Consider the following 18,414-nt stretch of genomic DNA (forward strand, 5'->3'; position numbering starts at 1 on the left):
GACGTGCAGACCACGTCAACGGACGGACGGTCCCCGCGGAAGCGGGGCCGTCTGACCGTCTATCTCGGAGCCGCGCCAGGCGTCGGCAAGACGTACGCCATGCTCGGCGAGGCGCAGCGGCGCCAGGCGCGCGGGACCGATGTGGTCGTCGGGTTCGTCGAGACCCACGACCGCAGCAACACCGCGCGCCAGATCGAGGGGCTCGAGGTGATCCCGCGCCGGGAGATCGACTATCGGGGCGCGACCTTCACCGAGCTCGACGTGGAGGCGGTGATCGCCCGCGACCCGAAGGTGGTCTGTGTGGACGAGCTCGCACACACCAACGTGCCGGGCAGCCGACACACCAAACGGGCTCAGGATGTCGAGCAGATCCGGGCGGCGGGGATCGACGTGATCACCACGGTCAACATCCAGCACCTGGAGTCCCTCAACGACGAGGTCGAGCGGATCACCGGCGTACGCCAGCGGGAGACGGTGCCCGACGACCTCGTGCGGACCGCCGACATGATCCATCTGGTCGACATGGCGCCGGAGGCGCTGCGGCGGCGGATGGCTCATGGCAACGTCTACAAGCCCGAGACCATCGATGCCTCGCTGACCTCCTACTTCCGGGTCGGCAACCTCACCGCGCTGCGGGAGCTTGCTCTGCTGTGGCTCGCGGACCGGGTCGACGATGCGCTGGGCGACTACCGGCGCGAGCACCGGATCGAGCACCCCTGGCCGACCAAGGAGCGGATCGTGGTCGCGGTCACCGGAGGCCCGGAGTCGGAGACGCTGCTGCGGCGAGCGGCCCGGCTGTGCCAGCGCGCGAAGGGGTCTGAGCTGCTGGCGGTCCACGTGGTCACCGCCGATGGGCTGGCCAGACCGGACGCCGGTTCGATAGAGCGCGTCCAGGCGCTGACCGCGTCGCTGGACGGCACCTTCCACAGCGTGATCGGTGAGGACGCGGCGACGGCCGTGGTCGACTTCGCGACCGGTGCCAACGCCACCATGATCATCGTCGGCGTCTCCCGGCACGGGCGGCTGCGTCGGCTCTTCACCGGCACCACCGGAGACCGGATCGCGGCCGCGGCCGGGTCGATCGACGTACACCTCGTCACCCACGAGGAGATCGCCCGCGGCTCGCGGGTCCGCGGCGGCCTCGGCTCACCGCTCAGCCGCACCCGGCAGGCTCTGGGCTGGATGTGCGCGCTCCTGGTGCCCTCGGCGCTGGTCTGGCTGCTCCACAACGACGGCATCGAGGGCGACATCTCCAACCAGCTCCCGCTGGCCAGCATGCTGCTGCTCGCCGCCACCGTCCTGGTCGCGCTCGTGGGTGGGCGCTGGCCGGCGGTGGCCGCCGCGCTCGCCGGGTTCCTCCATCTGAACTGGTGGTTCACCCAGCCCGTACACCGCTTCACCATCGCGGAGCCACGCAACCTGGTGATGTTGGTGATCTTCGTCGCGGTCGCGGTCGGCGTCGCCACCGTCGTCGACCGCGCCTCACGGCGAGCGGCCGAAGCACGCCAGGCCAGGGGAGAGGCGGCGACGATGGGGGCTCTGTCCCGCTCGGTTCTCACCGGCCAGGACACTGCCGAGGCGATCGTGAGCCGGGTGCGCGAGACCTTCGCCCAGCAGGCGGTGGTTCTGCTGGAGGAGACACCGCAGGGATGGGTGCGGCTGGCGGGTGCCGGGGTCGGCTACCCGGCAGACCCGGACCAGGGCGACGCCCAGGTGGCCGTCGACGACACCCACGTGATCGTCCTGCGCGGCACCCCGCTGCGGGCGCGCGATCGACGGGTCCTGGAGGCCTTCGCGGTGCAGACGTCACTGGTGCTGGAGCATCGCCGCCTGCGCGACCAGGCCGACCGCGCCCTCGCCCTGGAGCGGGCGGAGCAGACCTCGACGGCCCTGCTTCGAGCGGTGTCCCACGACCTGCGTACGCCGCTGGCGACGATGCGAGCCGCCCTGGACGGCCTGCTCGTGGGCAGGGTGCCGGAGGAGGACCGCAAGGAGCTCGTCGAGTCGGCCGCGACCTCCGCCGACCAGCTCGAGGCGCTCATCGACAACCTGCTCGACCTCTCCCGGGTCGAGGCCGGTCTGGTGCACCCCGCGATGCGGGACGTCAGTCTGGAGGAGTCGCTGCCGCTGGCGGTGGCCGGCCTGCCGCCCGGATCGATCGCCTTCGACGTCGGCGAGGACACCCCGCTCGTACGCACCGACTCGGGCCTGCTCGAGCGCATCGTCGCCAACCTGGTCAGCAATGCGGTCCGGGTCAGCCGACAGGGACCCAACGCCGGCGAGCCGGTGCGCGTCCTCGCGCACGAGACACCGGAGACTGTGGAGGTGATGATCGTCGACCGCGGACCAGGGGTGCCCGAGGAGCAGCGGGACCGGATGTTCGAGCCCTTCCAGCGTCTCGACGACACCTCGGCCGGTGGGCTCGGGCTCGGTCTGGCCGTGGCCAAGGGCCTGAGCGAGGCGCTGGGCATCCGGCTCTCGGCCGAGGACACCCCCGGCGGCGGCCTGACCATGGTCGTCGCGGTGCCGCGCGCGAGGAGCGGGCGATGAGCCGCGTTCTGGTCGTCGATGACGAGCCCGCGCTGCTGCGGGCGCTCGCCATCAACCTGCGCGCCGCCGGCTGGGAGGTCGAGACGGCGACGGACGGCCGCTCGGCGTTGGCCGCCGCCGCGGCTACGCACCCCGACGTCGTCCTTCTCGACCTCGGGCTCCCGGATCTGGACGGCACCGAGGTGATCGAGGGGCTGCGGGGCTGGACCCAGGTGCCGGTGGTCGTGCTCTCCGCCCGCCAGCACGGCGACGACAAGATCGAGGCGCTCGACCTGGGCGCCGACGACTACGTCACCAAGCCGTTCGCGATGAACGAGCTGATGGCCCGGCTGCGAGCGGCCGTACGCCGCTCGCAGGAGTCCGCGCCCCCGGCCGCGACCACCCTCGCCATCGGTGACCTGGAGATCGACTTCGCCCGTAAGCGGGTGCACAAGGCAGGCGATGACGTACGCCTCACCCCGACCGAGTGGTCCTTCCTGGAGCTGCTCGCCCGCAACGTCGGCCGGCTGGTCCCGCGCGAGCAGATCCTCAAGGAGGTCTGGGGTCCCGCCTATGCCAAAGAGACTCACTATCTGCGGGTCTACGCCGCCCAGCTGCGCCGCAAGCTCGAGGACGATCCCTCCCACCCGAGATACCTCGTCACCACCTCCGGGGTCGGCTACACCCTCGACCCGGACGGATCTTGACGAAATCCTTACGGTTCCCCGCGTAGCCGGGATGTGGCGTCGCGACGCCTGAACCGGAAGCGTTGTCCTCGTGACCGCAGCGATCGCAGAGAGCGGCCGGGCGGCCGTCCCGGAGCCCACGGAGACCCCCGAGAAGAAGCATTCGTGGTGGCAGGTGATGTGCCTGACCGGTGTCGACTATTTCTCGACGCTGGGCTACCAGCCCGGCATCGCGGCACTCGCTGCCGGGCTGCTCTCGCCGATCGCGACGCTGGTTCTGGTCGGGCTGACCCTGCTCGGTGCGCTCCCGGTCTACCGCCGCGTCGCGGCCGAGAGCCCGCACGGCCAGGGCTCGATCGCGATGCTGGAGCGGCTGCTGTCCCGGTGGGGCGGCAAGGCGTTCGTGCTCGCCCTGCTCGGCTTCGCGGCCACCGACTTCATCATCACGATGACCCTCTCCGCCGCCGACGGCGCCGCGCACGTGGTGGAGAACCCGCTCTTCCCGTCCACCTGGCACGGGCACAACATGGTGATCACCCTGGTGCTGCTGGCCGCCCTGGCCGCGGTCTTCCTGAAGGGGTTCAAGGAGGCGATCGGGATCGCGGTCGCCCTGGTGGTCACCTTCCTCACCCTCAACGCCGTCGTCATCGCCGTCGGTCTGGTGCACGTGTTCAGCGACCCCAGCGTCTTCACCCGCTGGAACGACGCCCTCTTCGTCGAGCACGGCAACATCACGACGATGATCGCCGTCTCGCTGCTGGTCTTTCCCAAGCTCGCTCTGGGGATGAGCGGCTTCGAGACCGGCGTCGCGGTGATGCCGCAGGTCAGGGGTGGCCAGGGCGACACGGAGGAGAACCCTGCCGGCCGGATCCGGGGTACGAAGAAGCTGCTCACCGCGGCCGCCCTGACGATGAGCGTGTTCCTGATCGCCTCCTCCTGGGTGACCACCCTGCTGATCCCGGCCGAGGCGTTCGAGGAGGGCGGCGCGGCCAACGGCCGGGCGCTGGCGTACCTCGCCCACGACTATCTCGGCAGCGCGTTCGGCACCGTCTACGACGTCTCCACCATCCTCATCCTGTGGTTCGCCGGTGCCTCGGCGATGGCCGGTCTGCTCAACCTGATCCCGCGCTACCTGCCGCGCTACGGGATGTCACCGGAGTGGGCGGCGGCGACCCGGCCACTGGTGGTGACCATCTCCGCCGCGGCGTTCCTGATCACCTGGATCTTCGACGCCGACGTGGACGCCCAGGGCGGGGCGTACGCGACGGGTGTGCTGGTCCTGATGCTCTCCGCGGCGGTCGCGGTGACCCTGGCCGCGCACAAGGCCGGCCAGCGGGTCCGGACGGTGCTGTTCGGCCTGATCGCGGCCGTGTTCGCCTACACCACGGTCTCGAACGTGATCGAGCGTCCCGACGGCGTCAAGATCGCCGCCTGCTTCATCGCCGCGATCATCGGGGTCTCGCTGGTCTCCCGGATCATGCGCTCTTTCGAGTTGCGGGTGACCGGCGTCGAGCTGGACAAGAAGGCCGAGACGTTCCTGCGCGAGTGCGCGCGCCGCCAGATCCGGCTGATCGCCAACGAGCACGAGGGCACCGAGGGGCCGGAGGAGTACGAGGACAAGCTGCGCCAGATGGTCCTCGACAACGATCTGGCCGACGACGGCGACATCATCTTCGTCGAGGTCCTCGTCACCGACCCGTCCGACTTCGAAGGCACCCTGAAGGTACGCGGTGAGGTGACCGGACGCCGGCGGGTGCTGCGTCTGGAGGCACCGGCGGTGCCCAACGCACTGGCCGCCGTCCTGCTCCATGTCCGCGACGTCACCGGCGTGGTGCCGCACATCTACTTCGAGTGGACCGAGGGCAACCCGGCGGTCAACCTGCTGCGGTTCCTGTTCATCGGGGTCGGCGAGGTCGCCCCGACCACGCGCGAGATTCTGCGCCGTGCCGAGCCGGACAGGTCACGCCGGCCGCATGTGCACGTGGGCTGAGCCCTACGGGATCAGCTCGGGGTGTTGATCATGAAGTTCGCGGCGTGCTCGGCGTACGCCCAGAACTGCGCGTCCTGCTCCGGGGTCAGCCCGGCGGCGTCGAGGCCCTCACGGAAGTGCTGGAGCCAGCGGTCGCGGGCCTCCGAGGTGACCTCGAACGGGGCGTGACGCATCCGCAGCCGCGGGTGGCCACGCTGCTCTGAGTAGGTCGTCGGGCCGCCCCAGTACTGAGCCAGGAAGAGCGTCAGCCGCTCCTGCGCCGGACCGAGATCCTCCTCGGGATACATCGGCCGCATCAGGTCGTCGGTCGCCACGCCCTCGTAGAACTTGGCCACGATCGTGCGGATGGTGTCCATCCCGCCGATCTCCTCATAAAACGTCACTGAGCCATTCTTCCACGCGGGTCCGCGCTCGCCTGCCGTGGCAGGATCGGGGGCGTACGCATTCACACGAACTTTGGGAGATAACGATGGCCACCACCCGCACCGCCACCACCGTCTGGGAGGGCTCGCTCTTCGAGGGCGCCGGCAAGGTGACGCTCGACTCCTCGGGCCTGGGGACCTACGACGTCTCGTGGCCGGCCCGCACGGAGGCGCCCGGCGGCAAGACCAGCCCCGAGGAGCTCATCGCCGCGGCCCACTCCTCCTGCTTCTCGATGGCCTTCTCCAACGGTCTGGCCCAGAACGGCACCCCGCCGACCAGCCTGCAGACCAGCGCCGAGGTCGAGTTCACCCCCGGCAAGGGGATCACCGGCATCAAGCTGACCACGCGTGGCGTGGTCGAGGGCCTCGACAACGATGCCTTCGTCAGGCTCGCCGAGGAGGCCAAGGCCGGCTGCCCGGTCAGCCAGGCCCTCACCGGCACCACGATCACCCTCGACGCCGCCCTCGCCTGAGATCTCGCCTGAAATGTGGTGATGCCCCGGCTGAGGCCGGGGCATCACTGGCGGCGTACGTCAGGCCGTCTGCTCCTCGGCGGCGGCCTTCTCCTCGCGGTGCCAGATGACCCGCTGCGGGAAGGGCATCTCGATGCCCTCGTAGTCGAGGCGGGCCTTGATCCGCTGGCGCATCTCGCGCGCGATCGCCCACTGCTTGAGCGGCAGGGTCTTGATCAGCACCCGAAGGGTGATGGAGTCGGCGGCCAGCGCCTCGACGCCGGTGACCTCGGGCTCCTCGATGATCTGGCCCTTGAAGTCCTCGTCGACCCACAGGTCGTGGGAGACCTCGCGCAGCACGCGCTGCACCTTGTTGAGGTCCTCGTTGTAGCCGACGCCGACGTCGATGACGGCGCGCGCCCAGTTCTGGCTGTGGTTGCCGACGGTGAGGATCTCCCCGTTGGGGATGTACCAGACCGTGCCGTCGAGCGAGCGAAGCCGGGTGATCCGCAGCGTCACAGCCTCGACGGTGCCGCTGATGTTGTTGACCTCGATGCTGTCACCGACGCCGTACTGGTCCTCGATGATCATGAAGATGCCGGACAGGTAGTCCCGCACCAGCGACTGGGCGCCGAAACCGAGCGCCAGACCGACGATTCCGGCCGAGGCGATGATCGGGGCGATGTTGATGCCGAGCTCGTCCAGGATCATGGTGGCGAAGATCGCGACCAGGACGCCGGTGACGACGCTCTTGAGCAGCGAGCCGATCGCCTGGCCGCGCTGGCTGCGGCGGGAGGACGCGAAGGTGGCGTCGCCCGCATCGTGCGTCTTGGTGATCTTGCTGGCGAGCGTGGGCGCCTCGACGGTGCGGCTGACGATCTTGTCGATCACCCGATGGAGGATCCAGCGCAGCACGAGCGCCAGCACGATCAGGCCAAGGATGCGCAGGGGGATGCCGATCACCCATTCGCCGAGCGTCGACCAGGAGACCGAGACCAGTGGGGGGTTCGGGGGGATAGACATGGGTTCCAGTATCCAAGCCGTTCAAGGTCGACGGCCAATCCCCGGCCGGGCATCGACTCCCGCCGCGGCGACGAGGGGCAGAGATGAGAACCACGACGTACGCCGGTTAGTATCTGCCCCGTGAGCAACCAGATCCTGCGCCGCGCCGGCCTCCTCGGCGCCTCCGCCTCCGCCGCCGTCGTCGCCTCTGTTGCTACCGCCGGCCCCGCCAGCGCCGAGGTTCCCAACGGCTGGCCGGTCGCCGAGGAGATGACCGCCTCCGGTCTGCTCCTGCTCATTCTGCTCATCCCGGTGATCCTGATGGTGGTCATCTCCCTCCTGGTGCTCCTGCCGGGTGTGTTCCGCGGCGAGGGGCTGCTGCCCAAGCCCCACAAGGCCGAGGACGACAACCTCCCCGCCGCGACGCACTGACCGGTTCGGTCAGCTGAGAATGGCCAGCTGCTGGGTCGCCCGCGTCATCGCGACGTAGCGGTCCACGGCACCCTCGATCCCGGTCCCGTACGTCTCGGGGTCGATGAGGACGACCAGGTCGAACTCGAGCCCCTTGGCGTGCTCGGGGCTCAGGCGGCGTACCCGGCCCTCGATGTTGTCGGGTGAACCGCTGGCGATGACGCAGGCGATGCCCTCGTCGTGCTCGGCGAGCCAGGTGTCCAGGATCACGTCGAGCTCGTCGACCGTGCCGTGGTGCACGGGGATCCCGGAAGCACGGATCGACGTGGGCACATTGGCGTCGGGGAGTGCCGCGCGGATGACCGGCTCGGCCTCGGTCATCACCTCCTCGGGCGTGCGGTAGTTGATGCTCAGGCCGGCCATCTCGATCCGGTCCAGGCCGACGCGCTCGAGCCGCTCCTGCCACGACTCGGTGAACCCGTGGCGCGCCTGGGCGCGGTCGCCGACGATCGTGAAGCTGCGCGAGGGGCAGCGACTGATCAGCATCTGCCACTCGGCGTCGGTCAGCTCCTGCGCCTCGTCGACGACGATGTGCGCGAACGGCCCGGCGTACGGGTCGAGCTCCTCCGGCTCCCGCACCGAGTCGTCGAGGAGGGCGGTGCGCAGGTCCTGTCCGCGCAGCATCGACATCACCTTCATGTCGGAGTCGTCGTGGCTGATCAGATCCGAGACGACCGCCGCCTTCGCCTTCCGGTCGGCGGCCGCCGCTGCCTTCTGCGCGCTCCGGCGCCGTGAGGCGCCGGGGTCGCCGAGCCGGCGGTGGGCGGCATCGAGCAGCGGCAGGTCCGCCTCGGTCCAGGCCTGGCCGGCCTGGACACCCCGGTCGCGCTGCAGCGTCTTCACCTCCTCGGGAGTGAGCCAGGGCGCGCACATCCGCAGGAACGCCGGCACCTCCCACAGGTCCCCGACGATGTCGGCCGGCCGCAGCCGCGGCCAGACCTCGCCGAAGACGTCGAGCAGACCGGCGTTGGTCTCCAGCGAGGCACGCAGGGCGTCGGTCGCGTCCTCGTCGACGAGGCCGTACGCGTCGAACTCGTCCTCCTCCTGGTCCGCGTCGCCCCAGTCGTCGAGATCGGCGTCGTAGTCGCGGTCGGGGTCGGCTCCGGTGTTCTCCTGGATCCTCTCGGTCACGATCTTCAGCAGCGCCTCCCAGACCTGGTCGCGGGCGTCGTTGTGCGGCGTACCCTGCTCGGCCGCGGCGATCGCCTCGGCCCAGTCGCCGGTGCTGATCACCGCGTCGCCGTAAGGCGTCTCGACCAGCGTGGGCTTCGACGGAGGCTTCTCGTAGAGCGCCACCGCGGGCTCGATCGCCGCGACCATCCGGGCGTCGGCCTTGAGCCGGGCGACCTCCTTGTCCGTCTCCGGCGCCAGCGAGGCACCCTCGGGCACCATCCGGCGCAGCGTGGTGGTGCGTACGCCCTCCTCGCCCAGGCTCGGCAGCACGTCCGCGACATAGGAGAGGTAGGGCTCGTGCGGCCCCACGAACAGCACCCCACCCTTGCCCTCGCCCAGGCGCGGGTCGGAGTAGAGGAGGTACGCCGTGCGGTGCAGCGCCACCACGGTCTTGCCCGTCCCCGGACCGCCGTCGACCACCAGAGCGCCGCGCGAGGACGCTCGGACGATGGCGTCCTGGTCGGCCTGGATGGTGCCGAGCACATCGCGCATCCGCGGCGAGCGGCTGCTGCCCAGCGTGGCGATGAAGGCCGACTGGTCATCGAGGGCGGCGTTCCCCTCGAGCCCTTCGGCGGTGAAGACCTCGTCCCAGTAGTCGGTGATCCGACCGTTGGTCCAGCGGTAGCGGCGCCGGCTCAGCAGCCCGCGCGGGTCGGCGTGGGTGGCCGCGAAGAACGGCTCCGCCGCCGGCGAGCGCCAGTCGACCAACAGCCGCCGCCCGTCGCTGGCCGTCAGGCCGAGCCGCCCGATGTAGATGGTGCTGCCGGCGTCCGTGACGATCCGCCCCAGGCACAGGTCCAGGCTGAACCTGCGCAGCATCCGCAGCTGCACGCCGATCCGGTGCACCTCCAGGTCGCGGTCCATCGCCTCCTGTCCGTGCCCGCCCGGCCGGCGGCGTACGTCATCCAGCCGTTCGTTCAGCTCGGAGATCTGCTCATCGAGACTCTCCGCGATCGCAGCGAAGTGCTGCTCGTCCTCAGCGATCAATGCCGGGTCCGCCTTGGCGTCGTGACGGCCCGCGAGATCGAATGCTTGCAACGTTGAATCCCCTGTCTGATCAGGCCTTTTACCTGTTCGAGGAGGAGATTCTGCCCCAAGCCGGGGGCCTTGCGGCAAGCCCCTATGTGCGCTATAAAGTTGTTAGTGGAAGGGGAGATCTCCCTTCCATTCGTGGTTTTCGAGCAGATACAGAAGGGCCCCGGAAGCAGGTGCTTCCGGGGCCCTTCGCGTGTGGTGCTACTGAGCGTCGCGCTCCTGAGCGGCGAGGGCGCGGGCGACCTCGTCACGTCCCTCGCGGACGTACCGCTTCGCGGCCGGCTCGGCGGGGGAGGTCTCGAGCCACTTGTCGGCCTTCTCCAGAAGCTCCGGGGAGGCGGCCGGCTTGGGGAAGATGAACTCCAGCACCGTCGAGGCGCGGTGGGTGCCGAGGTGCTCCCAGAGGGTGTCGGCGGCCTCGAAGTAGCGGTCGACGAAGGGCGCCAGCACCTCGTCCTGCCCGCCACGCTGGAACGAGATCACGATCGAGCGGGCGGTCTCGTTGGCCACGTCGGTGCGGACGACGACCGACTCCCAGGCAGCCTCCTTGGCCTCGGCCGTCGGCTGCGCGGCGCGGGCGGCGGCAGCCTTCTCCTGGCCGGAGATGGTGTTGTCGCGCTCGAGCTCGGCAGCGATCTCGGCCTCACCGAAGGTGCCCGAGGCGGCCAGGCCGGTGACGAGCGCCCAGCGCAGGTCCTGGTCGATGTCGAGACCGTCGAAGGCCAGGTCGCCGGAGAGCAGGCCCTTGAGGTCGGCGATCGCGGCCTCGGAGCGGGCTGCGGCGGCGTACGTCCGGGCGAAGGTCAGCTGGTGGTCGCTGCTCGGCGCGGCGGCCTCCAGCAGCTCCCTCAGGCCGGTCTCCCAGCGCGCCTTGAGGGCGTCGCGGTTGGCCGGAGCCGAGAACGAGCCCACCGCCTGGGCGGCGAAGACCGGGATCCGGGTGACGCCCCAGGCGTCGGTCTCCTGGCCGATGTTGGCGAGCACGAGCTCGACGAAGTCGCTCGCCCGCATCTCGGCGTCGCGGGTCATGTCCCACGCCGCACCCCAGATCAGCGCGCGCGAGAGCGAGTCGCCCAGCACGGACAGCGACGACAGCGCGGTGGCCAGCGAGCGCTCGTCGAGCCGGATCTTGGCGTACGTCAGGTCGCCCTCGTTCAGCAGCAGCAGGTCGGGCTGCTTGACGCCCTCGAGCTGGGGAACCGTGGTCAGCTCACCGGTGACGTCGATCTCGAACGCGTCGCGACGCACGAGCGCGCCGTCGACGAGGTCGTAGAGGCCGAGGCCGATGCGGTGGCGGCGGAGCGTCGGGTAGTCGGCGGCGGCCGACTGGCGCACGGCGAAGGCGGCGTAGGAGCCGTCCTCGGCGAGGGTGAACTCCGGTGCGAGGGTGTTGACGCCGGCGGTCTGCAGCCACTCCTGGGCCCAGCCCTGGAGCTCACGCCCGGAGGCGGCCTCGAGGTGGCGCAGCAGGTCCTTGAACTCGGAGTTTCCGTAGGCGAACTCCTTGAAGTAGGCCTTGAGGCCCTCCAGGAACGGCTCCAGCCCGACCCACGCCACGAGCTGCTTCAGGACGGAGGCGCCCTTGGCGTAGGTGATCATGTCGAAGTTGACCTCGACGGCCTGCAGGTCGTAGTTGTCCGCGGCGATCGGGTGCGTCGTGGGTAGCTGGTCCTGGCGGTAGCCGGTCTGCTTGCGTGCGTTGGTGAAGCCGGTCCAGGCGTCGGTGAACTCGGTCGCGTTGGCCTGGGCGTGGTAGCAGGCCCACTCGGCGAAGGACTCGTTGAGCCAGAGGTCGTCCCACCACTTCATGGTGACCAGGTCGCCGAACCACATGTGCGCCATCTCGTGCAGGATCACCGAGGCGCGGAAGTCGTAGAACGAGCGCGGCTGCTTGGAGCGCGGCAGGTACTCGTCGCGCAGCGTCACGGCGCCGGCGTTCTCCATCGCGCCCATGTTGTACTCGGGCACGTAGAGCTGGTCGTACTTCCCGAAGGGGTAGGGGAAGTCGAAGGCGTCCTCGAAGAACTCGAAGCCCTGCTTGGTGATCTTCACGACCTCGTCACGGTCGAGGTGGGGCACCAGCGACTGACGGCAGTAGTGACCCAGCGGGATGGTGCCGAACTTGCCCTCGTAGACGTCCTGGACCTCGTGGTACTCGCCGGCGATCAGCGCGGTGATGTAGGTCGACATCTTCTTGGTGGGCTCGAAGTCCCAGGTCGCGCGGCCGTCGCCGAGCGGCTTCGGCTCGGGGGTGACCGCGTTGGAGACGACCTTCCAGCCCTCGGGAGCGGTCACGTGGAAGGTGAAGACGGACTTGAGGTCGGGCTGCTCGAAGGTGGTGTAGACGCGGCGGGCGTCGGGCACCTCGAACTGGGAGTAGAGGTAGACGCGGTCGTCGGCGGGGTCGACGAAGCGGTGCAGGCCCTCGCCGGTGTGGGAGTAGGTGCAGTCCGCCTTGACGACGAGCACGTTCTCGGCCGCGAGGCCGTCGAGGAGAATCCGGGAGTCCTGGTACGCCACCGCGGGGTCGAGCGCCATGCCGTTGAGCGTGATCTCGTGGACCGTCGCGCCGACCAGATCGGCGAACGTCGAGGCTCCGGTCTCGGTGGAGGTGAAGGTGATCGTCGTCGTCGAACCGAAGGTCTCAGCACCCGTGGTGAGGTCGAGTTCGATGTCGTACGAGAGGACGTCGAGGAGTGCGGCCCTAGCGGTGGCTTCGGCGCGCGTCAGATTGGTTCCAGGCATGGCTGGATCCTCTCACTGCGCCCGGAATTCGAGACATTTATATCGCCGTTGTTGCCCGTTCTTGGGAGTCGCTGAGCGTGAAAAGTAAAAATACAGTGTTGTAATTCCGACACACCGGTATCAATGGTTGACAACTTTCTCTAGGGTGCTCATGTGCCCCTCAAGTCACAGAAACACCAGTATTCACAGGAGTCGCGCCAGGTGGGGAAGCCTGGCGGGGCGCTGCGCCGGGCCTTGGTCACCGGCGCGGTTCTGCTGCTCGTCGGCCTCGGTGTGCAAGTCATCCCCAAGTTGGCATCACCGGCGCACGCGGGCTCGATCACGCTCTGCTCCGGCTTCTCGGACTGCCGCAGCAAGGGCTACTCCACCGGCGGGTACGAGAGTGCATGGGGGAGCATGTACTGGCGGATGTACGCCGGTCGGAACTGCACCAACTACGTCGCGTACAAGCTGATCCAGACCGGCCTGCCGAACGCTCGTCCCTGGTCGGGCGAGGGCAACGCCACCAACTGGGGCGTCGCGCTGAGCAGGCTGACGAACCGCACGCCGACCGTCGGCTCGGTCGCCTGGTGGCACTCCTCGCACCCGAGCGCGAGCCGCTTCGGGCACGTCGCGATCGTCGAGAAGGTCGGCGCGGACACGATCACGATCTCGGAGTCGAACTACGGCAGCGACATCAGCTGGCGCCGGATCGGCAAGGACTCGGTGAACTACCCGACCGGGTTCATCCACTTCAACGACCAGCGCCTCTCGGTCACCAAGCGGCCCACGGTCGAGGGCACGGCACAGGTCGGCAAGGCGGTCACCGTCAACACCGGATCGTGGAGCCCGAACCCGAACAAGATCCGCTACCAGTGGATCGTGAACAAGAAGCCGATCCCGGGGGCGACCAACAAGACTTTCCGCATCCCCGGCCACCTCGCCGGCAAGCAGATCGCGGCAGTGCTCACCGGCACCCGCCGGGACTACAGCGAGGCCAAGACGATGAGCGAGATCCTGCCGCCGATCAAGCAGGGCACGTTCAAGGTCCTGGCGCAGCCGAAGATCAATGGCACCCAGACGGTCGGCTCGACGATCTCCGTCGGCGGAGCGGACTACGAGCCGTCGGCCAAGATCGGCGAGGTCAGGTGGTACGCCGACAAGACCCTGATCGCACGCACCAAGTCCCGCTTCCTGAAGGTGCCGGCAACGGCCTCCGGGAAGAGGATCGGCGCGGTCGTCGTCGGTGTCCAGGAGGGTTACCGCCCGAAGCAGTCGTACGCCTTCGCCAGCACGCTCGTCGGCGGCGGCAAGGCGCCGCAGCAGCCGGTGGAGCCGACGCCTGGAGGCACGCTCGCCCAGACCGAGGCCGGCTTCGTGAAGGGCGGCACCCGTCTCGGCGGCCTGATGCAGGTCGACCCGGGAGGCTTCAGCGAGGCCGTCGACCTCTCCTACCAGTGGACACGTGAAGGCACGCCGATCTCCGGTGCCGCGACCGAGAAGTACCGTCCCACCGAGGCCGACGTCGGCCACCGCCTCAGTGTCACCGTGGTCGCCCGCTCCAGCAGCGGCCAGACGCTGAGCAAGACGTACGGCCCCAGCGGCCGGGTCCGCGTCAAGCCGAGCGTCAAGGTCACCGCGACCGGCGGCTCCCGGGAGGCGAAGGTGGCCGTCCAGGTCACCGCGCCGGGCTACCTCCCCACCGGGACGGTCAAGATCACGACCAACGGCGGACGTACGGTCACCAAGACGCTCAGCGATGGCGCGGCCGGTGTCACCTTCGTCAAGCTCCCCGCGGGCGAGTACGCCGTCACCGCCGCCTACAGCGGCGACGAGGTCGCCTACTGGGCCAGCGGGGGTGACTTCACCACCGTCAGGTGAGGGCTGGAACAGATCCGCGGCGGGAGTGGTTCGTGTCGATATGACTCAGACCACCCCCGCCGCACCGTCCGAGAAGACTTCCGAGAAGACCCCCGAGAAGACCTCTGCCGACTTCTGGTTCGACCCCGCCTGTCCGTTCGCCTGGATCACCTCGCGCTGGATCCTCGAGGTCGAGAAGGTGCGTGACGTCGAGGTGACCTGGCACATCATGAGCCTGGCGTACCTCAATCAGGACAAGGACATCCCGCAGGAGTACCGCGAGTTCCTGAAGACCGCGTGGGGCCCGGTGCGGGTCTGCATGGCGGTCCAGAACGAGTACGGCCAGGAGAAGCTCGCCGAGATCTACACCGCGCTCGGCACCCGCCGCCACGTCGAGGGCCGTGACTTCGACCGGGCGCTGATCGAGGAGGCGCTGGCATCGGTCGGCCTGCCCGTCGAGCTGGCCGACGCGATGGACGACTCCTCGTTCGACGAGGACATCGCCAAGTCCCACCACGAGGGCATGGACCAGGTCGGCAACGACGTCGGCACCCCGACGATCGCGATGAACGGCTCCGCCTTCTTCGGCCCGGTCATCTCCAAGGCGCCGAAGGGTGAGGAGGCCGGCAAGCTCTGGGACGGCTTCCAGCTGATCACCGCCTACCCCTACGTCTACGAGCTCAAGCGCGCCCGGGTCCACGACCTCGACTTCAGCTGAGGTACCGACCGCGAGGAATTTTTCGGTGACGCCGAGGTCTACCAGTCGTACGTTGGCAGGGTGACTACTACAGACGACGCAGGACTCCTCTCGCGGGCGCTGGACCAGACCGGCGATCTGCTCGACCGGGTGCACGCCGACACCGTCTCGCGGCCGACGCCGTGCCGCCAGTGGGATGTCGGCACGCTGGCCGACCACGTGATCGCGGATGGCACCAACTTCGTCACGATGCTTCGTGGCGGGGAGCCCGATTGGGGCGCGCCCGCGCCGCACATCGCCGAGAGCTGGGGACCGGCGTTCAAGGTCGGCGCCGATGACGTCCTCCACGCGTGGGACCAGGGTCCCGGGACGGACGGCTGGGAGGGCGGCGCGTCGGTGCCGGTCGGTCTGCTCGTCGCCGAGTACGCCACCCACTCCTGGGACCTCGCGCAGGCACTCGACGTCCCGACCTCCGAGCTCGACCCGGAGCTCGCCGAGGTCGGGCTCGAGTTCATGAAGGCGACCTTGAAGCCGGAGATGCGCGCGGGCGCCTTCGACGCCGAGGTGGCGGCGCCGGAGGGGGCTGGAGCGTACGAGCGGCTGGCTGCTTTCGCGGGGCGTCGCGTGGCCTGATCTCGCGGCTGTTGGCGCTGATCTATTACGGTTTCCATCGCGAGGCGTCCCTGCGATCATCCGATGATGAGGTTGATGCCATCGCTTCGCACCCTGGCGTTCATGGGTGCCTCCGCCGTGCTGCTGGCAGGTGCCAGCGGCTGCGGCGGTGCTGACGGTCCTGCGAAGGACAGGGCGTACGCCGACGAGAGCCCCAAGACGATCGTCGGTGACGCCAAGGAGGCGATGGACGCACTCAAGACAGTGCGGATCGCCGGAGACATAGAGGACGAGGGCGAGGCGATGTCCCTCGACCTGCAGGTCTCGACCACCGGTGACTGCACGGGAACCATGAGCATGTCCACCGGAGAACTGAGCCTGCTGTCGGTCGGCGGGAAGCTCTGGTTCAAGGGCGACGACAAGTTCTGGAATGACGCCGCCGGTGGCGATGCCGCCGCCGTGATGGAGATGGTCGGAGACAAGTGGATCGTCGGTGGCGAGGACATGGCTGACCTCAGCGAGATCTGCAACTGGGGCACGTTCAGCGAGGAGGTCTTCGGGGACTTCAAGATGAACAACCTGGAGAGCCTCACCATGAAGGTCGCCGGCGACGAGCAGGTCGATGGGCAGGCCGCGGTGAAGCTCGAGGACCGTGGCGGCAAGGACCCCGGCATCATCTACGTTCTCGAGGCCGATCCGCACTACATCCTCAAGATGACGGGCGGCGGCGCCGGGCAGATGACATTCAGCGACTTCGACGTGCCGCTGAATGTCAAGGCTCCGGGTCCGAAGCAGCAGATCGACTTCGACAACATGGGTTGATCCGTCATCGGGTGATCCGGCGGCACCTGGTCGACCACGGCCGCGTACGCTGGCGTCCGTGGTCGACCAGATGGGAGTGCTCGCGCTGCAGCGGGCCCTGACGCAGGCAGCAGAGCTTCTCGACACCGTCACGGCGGATGATCTGACCCGGCCGACGCCGTGCCCCGAGTGGGATCTGCGCAAGCTGGCCAACCACATGATCGCCCAGCCCCGCGTCTTCGTGACGATGCTCCAGGGTTCGCCGCCCGGATGGGATGGGCGCGAGGACTACGCGGTCAACCTGGGCGAGGAGCTTCGCACCCGAGGCAACGCGCTGATCAACCTGTGGCGCGAGGTCGGCCCCGACGACATGGTCATGATCGACCCCGACTGGCAGTCGGCCGAGATCGCGGTCCACACCTGGGACCTGTGTGCGGCGCTCGGCCGCCCGACCGACGGCCTCGACGAGGCCGTAGCCCAGCGAGCGGTCGTCGCGATGGACCGCATCCTCGGGCCGGAGCGCAAGGGGCGGGCCTTCGCCAACGCGCTCTCGGCGCCGGAGGGGTCGGGGGCCTATGAGCACTTGGCTGCGTACGCGGGGCGTCCGGTGCCGTTCGTGGCATGACCCCGAACTGGGCCTCATGAGTCACAGAGGTCTCAAACGACACACCGAACACATGCGTTTGCGGCATGTCGGGCGCTCGACTCTCCAAAATCAAGGGTATGGCCAGCTTCCCCCGCGTCATCACCGTGACCCTGACCGCTGTCGTCGTCGGCGCGTCGATGCTCGTGCCTGCTATCGGTTCGGCGATCGATCCGGCAGCCGCAGAGGACGGTCAGCTGATCAAGCTGCCCCGTCTCGAGGACGGCATCGCCACCCGTGACGTGAAGCTGCCGCCGCGGCTGACCGAGCGGTCCGCCGCCGCGGCCTCGACGGAGAAGCTGCGTACGACGACCTTCTCGATGGTCGGGGTCTCCTGGACCGGGGCGGAGACTCCCCAGGTCGAGGTGCGGGTGAGCAGGTCGGACCGGTGGCGCGAGTGGCAGGAGCTGCCGCTGCAGGAGGACCTGCCCGACGGCGCCGAGAGCGTGGTCGCGCGCGGCAAGGTCGAGCGCCGGGGCACCCAGCCGGTGTGGACCGGCCGGGCCAGCGGCGTACAGGTGCGGGTCGAGGGCGCACAGCCCAAGGACCTGAAGCTGACCTTGATCAACACGGGCCCGCAGGAGGACGTCAAGGCTCCGAAGAGGGAGGCCGACGACCTGGGCTACGGCAGCGCCTCAAACGGCAGCGCCAACGGCCGGGTCGCGCGGTCGCGACCGCGGTGGGCGCCGAAGCCGGTGATCTTCACCCGGTCGCAGTGGGGTGCCAACAACTCCTGGCGCAACGGCCGCCCGGAGTACAACAGCACGCTCAAGCAGGTCCACATCCACCACACCGCTACGAGCAACAACTACTCCAAGGGCGACGTGCCGGGGATCATCCGCGGCATCTACAGCTATCACACCAGGTCACTGGGGTGGTTCGACATCGCCTACAACTTCCTCATCGACAAGTACGGCCGTGCCTGGGAGGGGCGCTCCGGCGGCATCGACCGGCTCGTCAAGGGCGCGCACACGCGTGGCTTCAACCACCAGTCGATGGGCATCGCCCTGATCGGCAACTTCGAGAACGTACGTCCCTCCGACGACGCCCTCATCAAGACCGAGCGGATGGCGGCCTGGAAGCTCGACATGGCCGGCCGCGACGAGCGCGGCACGCTCGAGACGATCTCCAAGGGCAGCGACCGGTTCCCGGCCGGCCGGAGGGTGCGGGTCTGGGTCATCGACGGTCACTTCCACACCAACGAGACCTCCTGCCCGGGCGCCCAGCTCGCCAAGTGGCTGCCCTGGATCCGGAAGTACGCCTACCAGCGGGACCAGATGTTCAACCCGTGATCCGGGTTGCCGGTGTCGATGACTG

The 18,414-nt window shown here is 69.0% G+C and carries 15 protein-coding genes; 11 read left to right on the top strand and 4 right to left on the bottom strand.

Annotated elements, in window-relative coordinates:
- Nucleotides 1-3 precede the first annotated feature (3 nt).
- The 3 genes from ACIO3S_RS06690 to ACIO3S_RS06700 all read left to right on the top strand — a co-directional run bounded on the left by ACIO3S_RS06690 (nucleotide 4) and on the right by ACIO3S_RS06700 (nucleotide 5,205).
- Entirely contained in the window at nucleotides 4-2,550 is a 2,547-nt protein-coding gene (locus ACIO3S_RS06690; RefSeq protein ID WP_400460775.1) for a DUF4118 domain-containing protein, read from the top strand.
- Nucleotides 2,547-3,236 (top strand): response regulator, encoded by a 690-nt coding sequence (locus ACIO3S_RS06695; RefSeq protein ID WP_400460777.1) that lies wholly within the window; start codon nucleotides 2,547-2,549, stop codon nucleotides 3,234-3,236. Before ACIO3S_RS06690 ends, ACIO3S_RS06695 begins: the two co-directional genes overlap by 4 nt.
- Nucleotides 3,237-3,393: 157 nt before the next feature.
- Nucleotides 3,394-5,205, top strand: a complete 1,812-nt coding sequence (locus ACIO3S_RS06700) for an amino acid transporter (protein ID WP_400461071.1) — start codon at nucleotides 3,394-3,396, stop codon at nucleotides 5,203-5,205.
- A gap of 11 nt (nucleotides 5,206-5,216) precedes the next feature.
- Here ACIO3S_RS06700 and ACIO3S_RS06705 read toward each other — a convergent pair whose 3' ends face one another.
- A complete protein-coding gene (locus ACIO3S_RS06705; RefSeq protein ID WP_400460780.1) occupies nucleotides 5,217-5,588 on the bottom strand; it encodes a globin in 372 nt (123 codons plus the stop codon).
- 86 nt (nucleotides 5,589-5,674) lie between these two features.
- Between ACIO3S_RS06705 and ACIO3S_RS06710 the strand changes: the two genes are divergently transcribed.
- On the top strand, nucleotides 5,675-6,100 hold the full coding sequence (locus ACIO3S_RS06710; protein WP_160025141.1) for an OsmC family peroxiredoxin: 426 nt from the start codon (nucleotides 5,675-5,677) through the stop codon (nucleotides 6,098-6,100).
- 60 nt (nucleotides 6,101-6,160) lie between these two features.
- Here ACIO3S_RS06710 and ACIO3S_RS06715 read toward each other — a convergent pair whose 3' ends face one another.
- Complete coding sequence (locus ACIO3S_RS06715; protein ID WP_160025140.1) at nucleotides 6,161-7,102, bottom strand: mechanosensitive ion channel family protein; 942 nt, start codon at nucleotides 7,100-7,102, stop codon at nucleotides 6,161-6,163.
- Nucleotides 7,103-7,222: 120 nt separating this feature from the next.
- On the opposite strand from ACIO3S_RS06715, the gene ACIO3S_RS06720 reads away from it, so the two are divergent.
- The gene (locus ACIO3S_RS06720; RefSeq protein WP_160025139.1) at nucleotides 7,223-7,513 is read left to right on the top strand and encodes a hypothetical protein; all 291 of its coding nucleotides are present in this window, start codon (nucleotides 7,223-7,225) and stop codon (nucleotides 7,511-7,513) included.
- A 9-nt stretch (nucleotides 7,514-7,522) separates the two neighbouring features.
- Here ACIO3S_RS06720 and helR read toward each other — a convergent pair whose 3' ends face one another.
- On the bottom strand, nucleotides 7,523-9,763 hold the full coding sequence (gene helR / locus ACIO3S_RS06725) for an RNA polymerase recycling motor ATPase HelR (RefSeq protein WP_400460783.1): 2,241 nt from the start codon (nucleotides 9,761-9,763) through the stop codon (nucleotides 7,523-7,525).
- A gap of 198 nt (nucleotides 9,764-9,961) precedes the next feature.
- On the bottom strand, nucleotides 9,962-12,505 hold the full coding sequence (gene pepN, locus ACIO3S_RS06730) for an aminopeptidase N (protein ID WP_400460785.1): 2,544 nt from the start codon (nucleotides 12,503-12,505) through the stop codon (nucleotides 9,962-9,964).
- Between the two features lie 201 nt (nucleotides 12,506-12,706).
- On the opposite strand from pepN, the gene ACIO3S_RS06735 reads away from it, so the two are divergent.
- The 6 genes from ACIO3S_RS06735 to ACIO3S_RS06760 all read left to right on the top strand — a co-directional run bounded on the left by ACIO3S_RS06735 (nucleotide 12,707) and on the right by ACIO3S_RS06760 (nucleotide 18,389).
- On the top strand, nucleotides 12,707-14,365 hold the full coding sequence (locus ACIO3S_RS06735) for a CHAP domain-containing protein (protein ID WP_400460787.1): 1,659 nt from the start codon (nucleotides 12,707-12,709) through the stop codon (nucleotides 14,363-14,365).
- A 40-nt stretch (nucleotides 14,366-14,405) separates the two neighbouring features.
- Complete coding sequence (locus ACIO3S_RS06740; protein ID WP_400460790.1) at nucleotides 14,406-15,062, top strand: DsbA family protein; 657 nt, start codon at nucleotides 14,406-14,408, stop codon at nucleotides 15,060-15,062.
- A gap of 60 nt (nucleotides 15,063-15,122) precedes the next feature.
- Nucleotides 15,123-15,674: a TIGR03086 family metal-binding protein gene (locus tag ACIO3S_RS06745; RefSeq protein WP_400460792.1), complete on the top strand. Its 552-nt coding sequence runs from the start codon at nucleotides 15,123-15,125 to the stop codon at nucleotides 15,672-15,674.
- A 75-nt stretch (nucleotides 15,675-15,749) separates the two neighbouring features.
- Nucleotides 15,750-16,475: a hypothetical protein gene (locus ACIO3S_RS06750; RefSeq protein ID WP_400460796.1), complete on the top strand. Its 726-nt coding sequence runs from the start codon at nucleotides 15,750-15,752 to the stop codon at nucleotides 16,473-16,475.
- Nucleotides 16,476-16,533: 58 nt separating this feature from the next.
- Nucleotides 16,534-17,079, top strand: coding sequence for a maleylpyruvate isomerase family mycothiol-dependent enzyme (locus ACIO3S_RS06755; protein WP_400460798.1), 546 nt, complete (start codon nucleotides 16,534-16,536; stop codon nucleotides 17,077-17,079).
- Nucleotides 17,080-17,177: 98 nt separating this feature from the next.
- Nucleotides 17,178-18,389, top strand: coding sequence for a peptidoglycan recognition protein (locus ACIO3S_RS06760; protein WP_400460800.1), 1,212 nt, complete (start codon nucleotides 17,178-17,180; stop codon nucleotides 18,387-18,389).
- The last annotated feature ends 25 nt before the right edge of the window (nucleotides 18,390-18,414 follow it).

Origin of the sequence: Nocardioides sp. NPDC087217 (assembly GCF_044744805.1) — a bacterium.
Taxonomy (GTDB): domain Bacteria; phylum Actinomycetota; class Actinomycetes; order Propionibacteriales; family Nocardioidaceae; genus Nocardioides.

Excerpts from the sequence above, each read along its gene's own strand:
- ACIO3S_RS06695 (WP_400460777.1), top strand. The coding sequence starts at position 2,547 with ATGAGCCGCGTTCTGGTCGTCGATGACGAGCCCGCGCTGCTGCGGGCG.
- ACIO3S_RS06700 (WP_400461071.1), top strand. The coding sequence starts at position 3,394 with ATGTGCCTGACCGGTGTCGACTATTTCTCGACGCTGGGCTACCAGCCC.
- ACIO3S_RS06710 (WP_160025141.1), top strand. The coding sequence starts at position 5,675 with ATGGCCACCACCCGCACCGCCACCACCGTCTGGGAGGGCTCGCTCTTC.
- ACIO3S_RS06715 (WP_160025140.1), bottom strand. The coding sequence starts at position 7,102 with ATGTCTATCCCCCCGAACCCCCCACTGGTCTCGGTCTCCTGGTCGACG.
- pepN (WP_400460785.1), bottom strand. The coding sequence starts at position 12,505 with ATGCCTGGAACCAATCTGACGCGCGCCGAAGCCACCGCTAGGGCCGCA.
- ACIO3S_RS06740 (WP_400460790.1), top strand. The coding sequence starts at position 14,406 with ATGACTCAGACCACCCCCGCCGCACCGTCCGAGAAGACTTCCGAGAAG.
- ACIO3S_RS06750 (WP_400460796.1), top strand. The coding sequence starts at position 15,750 with ATGCCATCGCTTCGCACCCTGGCGTTCATGGGTGCCTCCGCCGTGCTG.
- ACIO3S_RS06760 (WP_400460800.1), top strand. The coding sequence starts at position 17,178 with ATGGCCAGCTTCCCCCGCGTCATCACCGTGACCCTGACCGCTGTCGTC.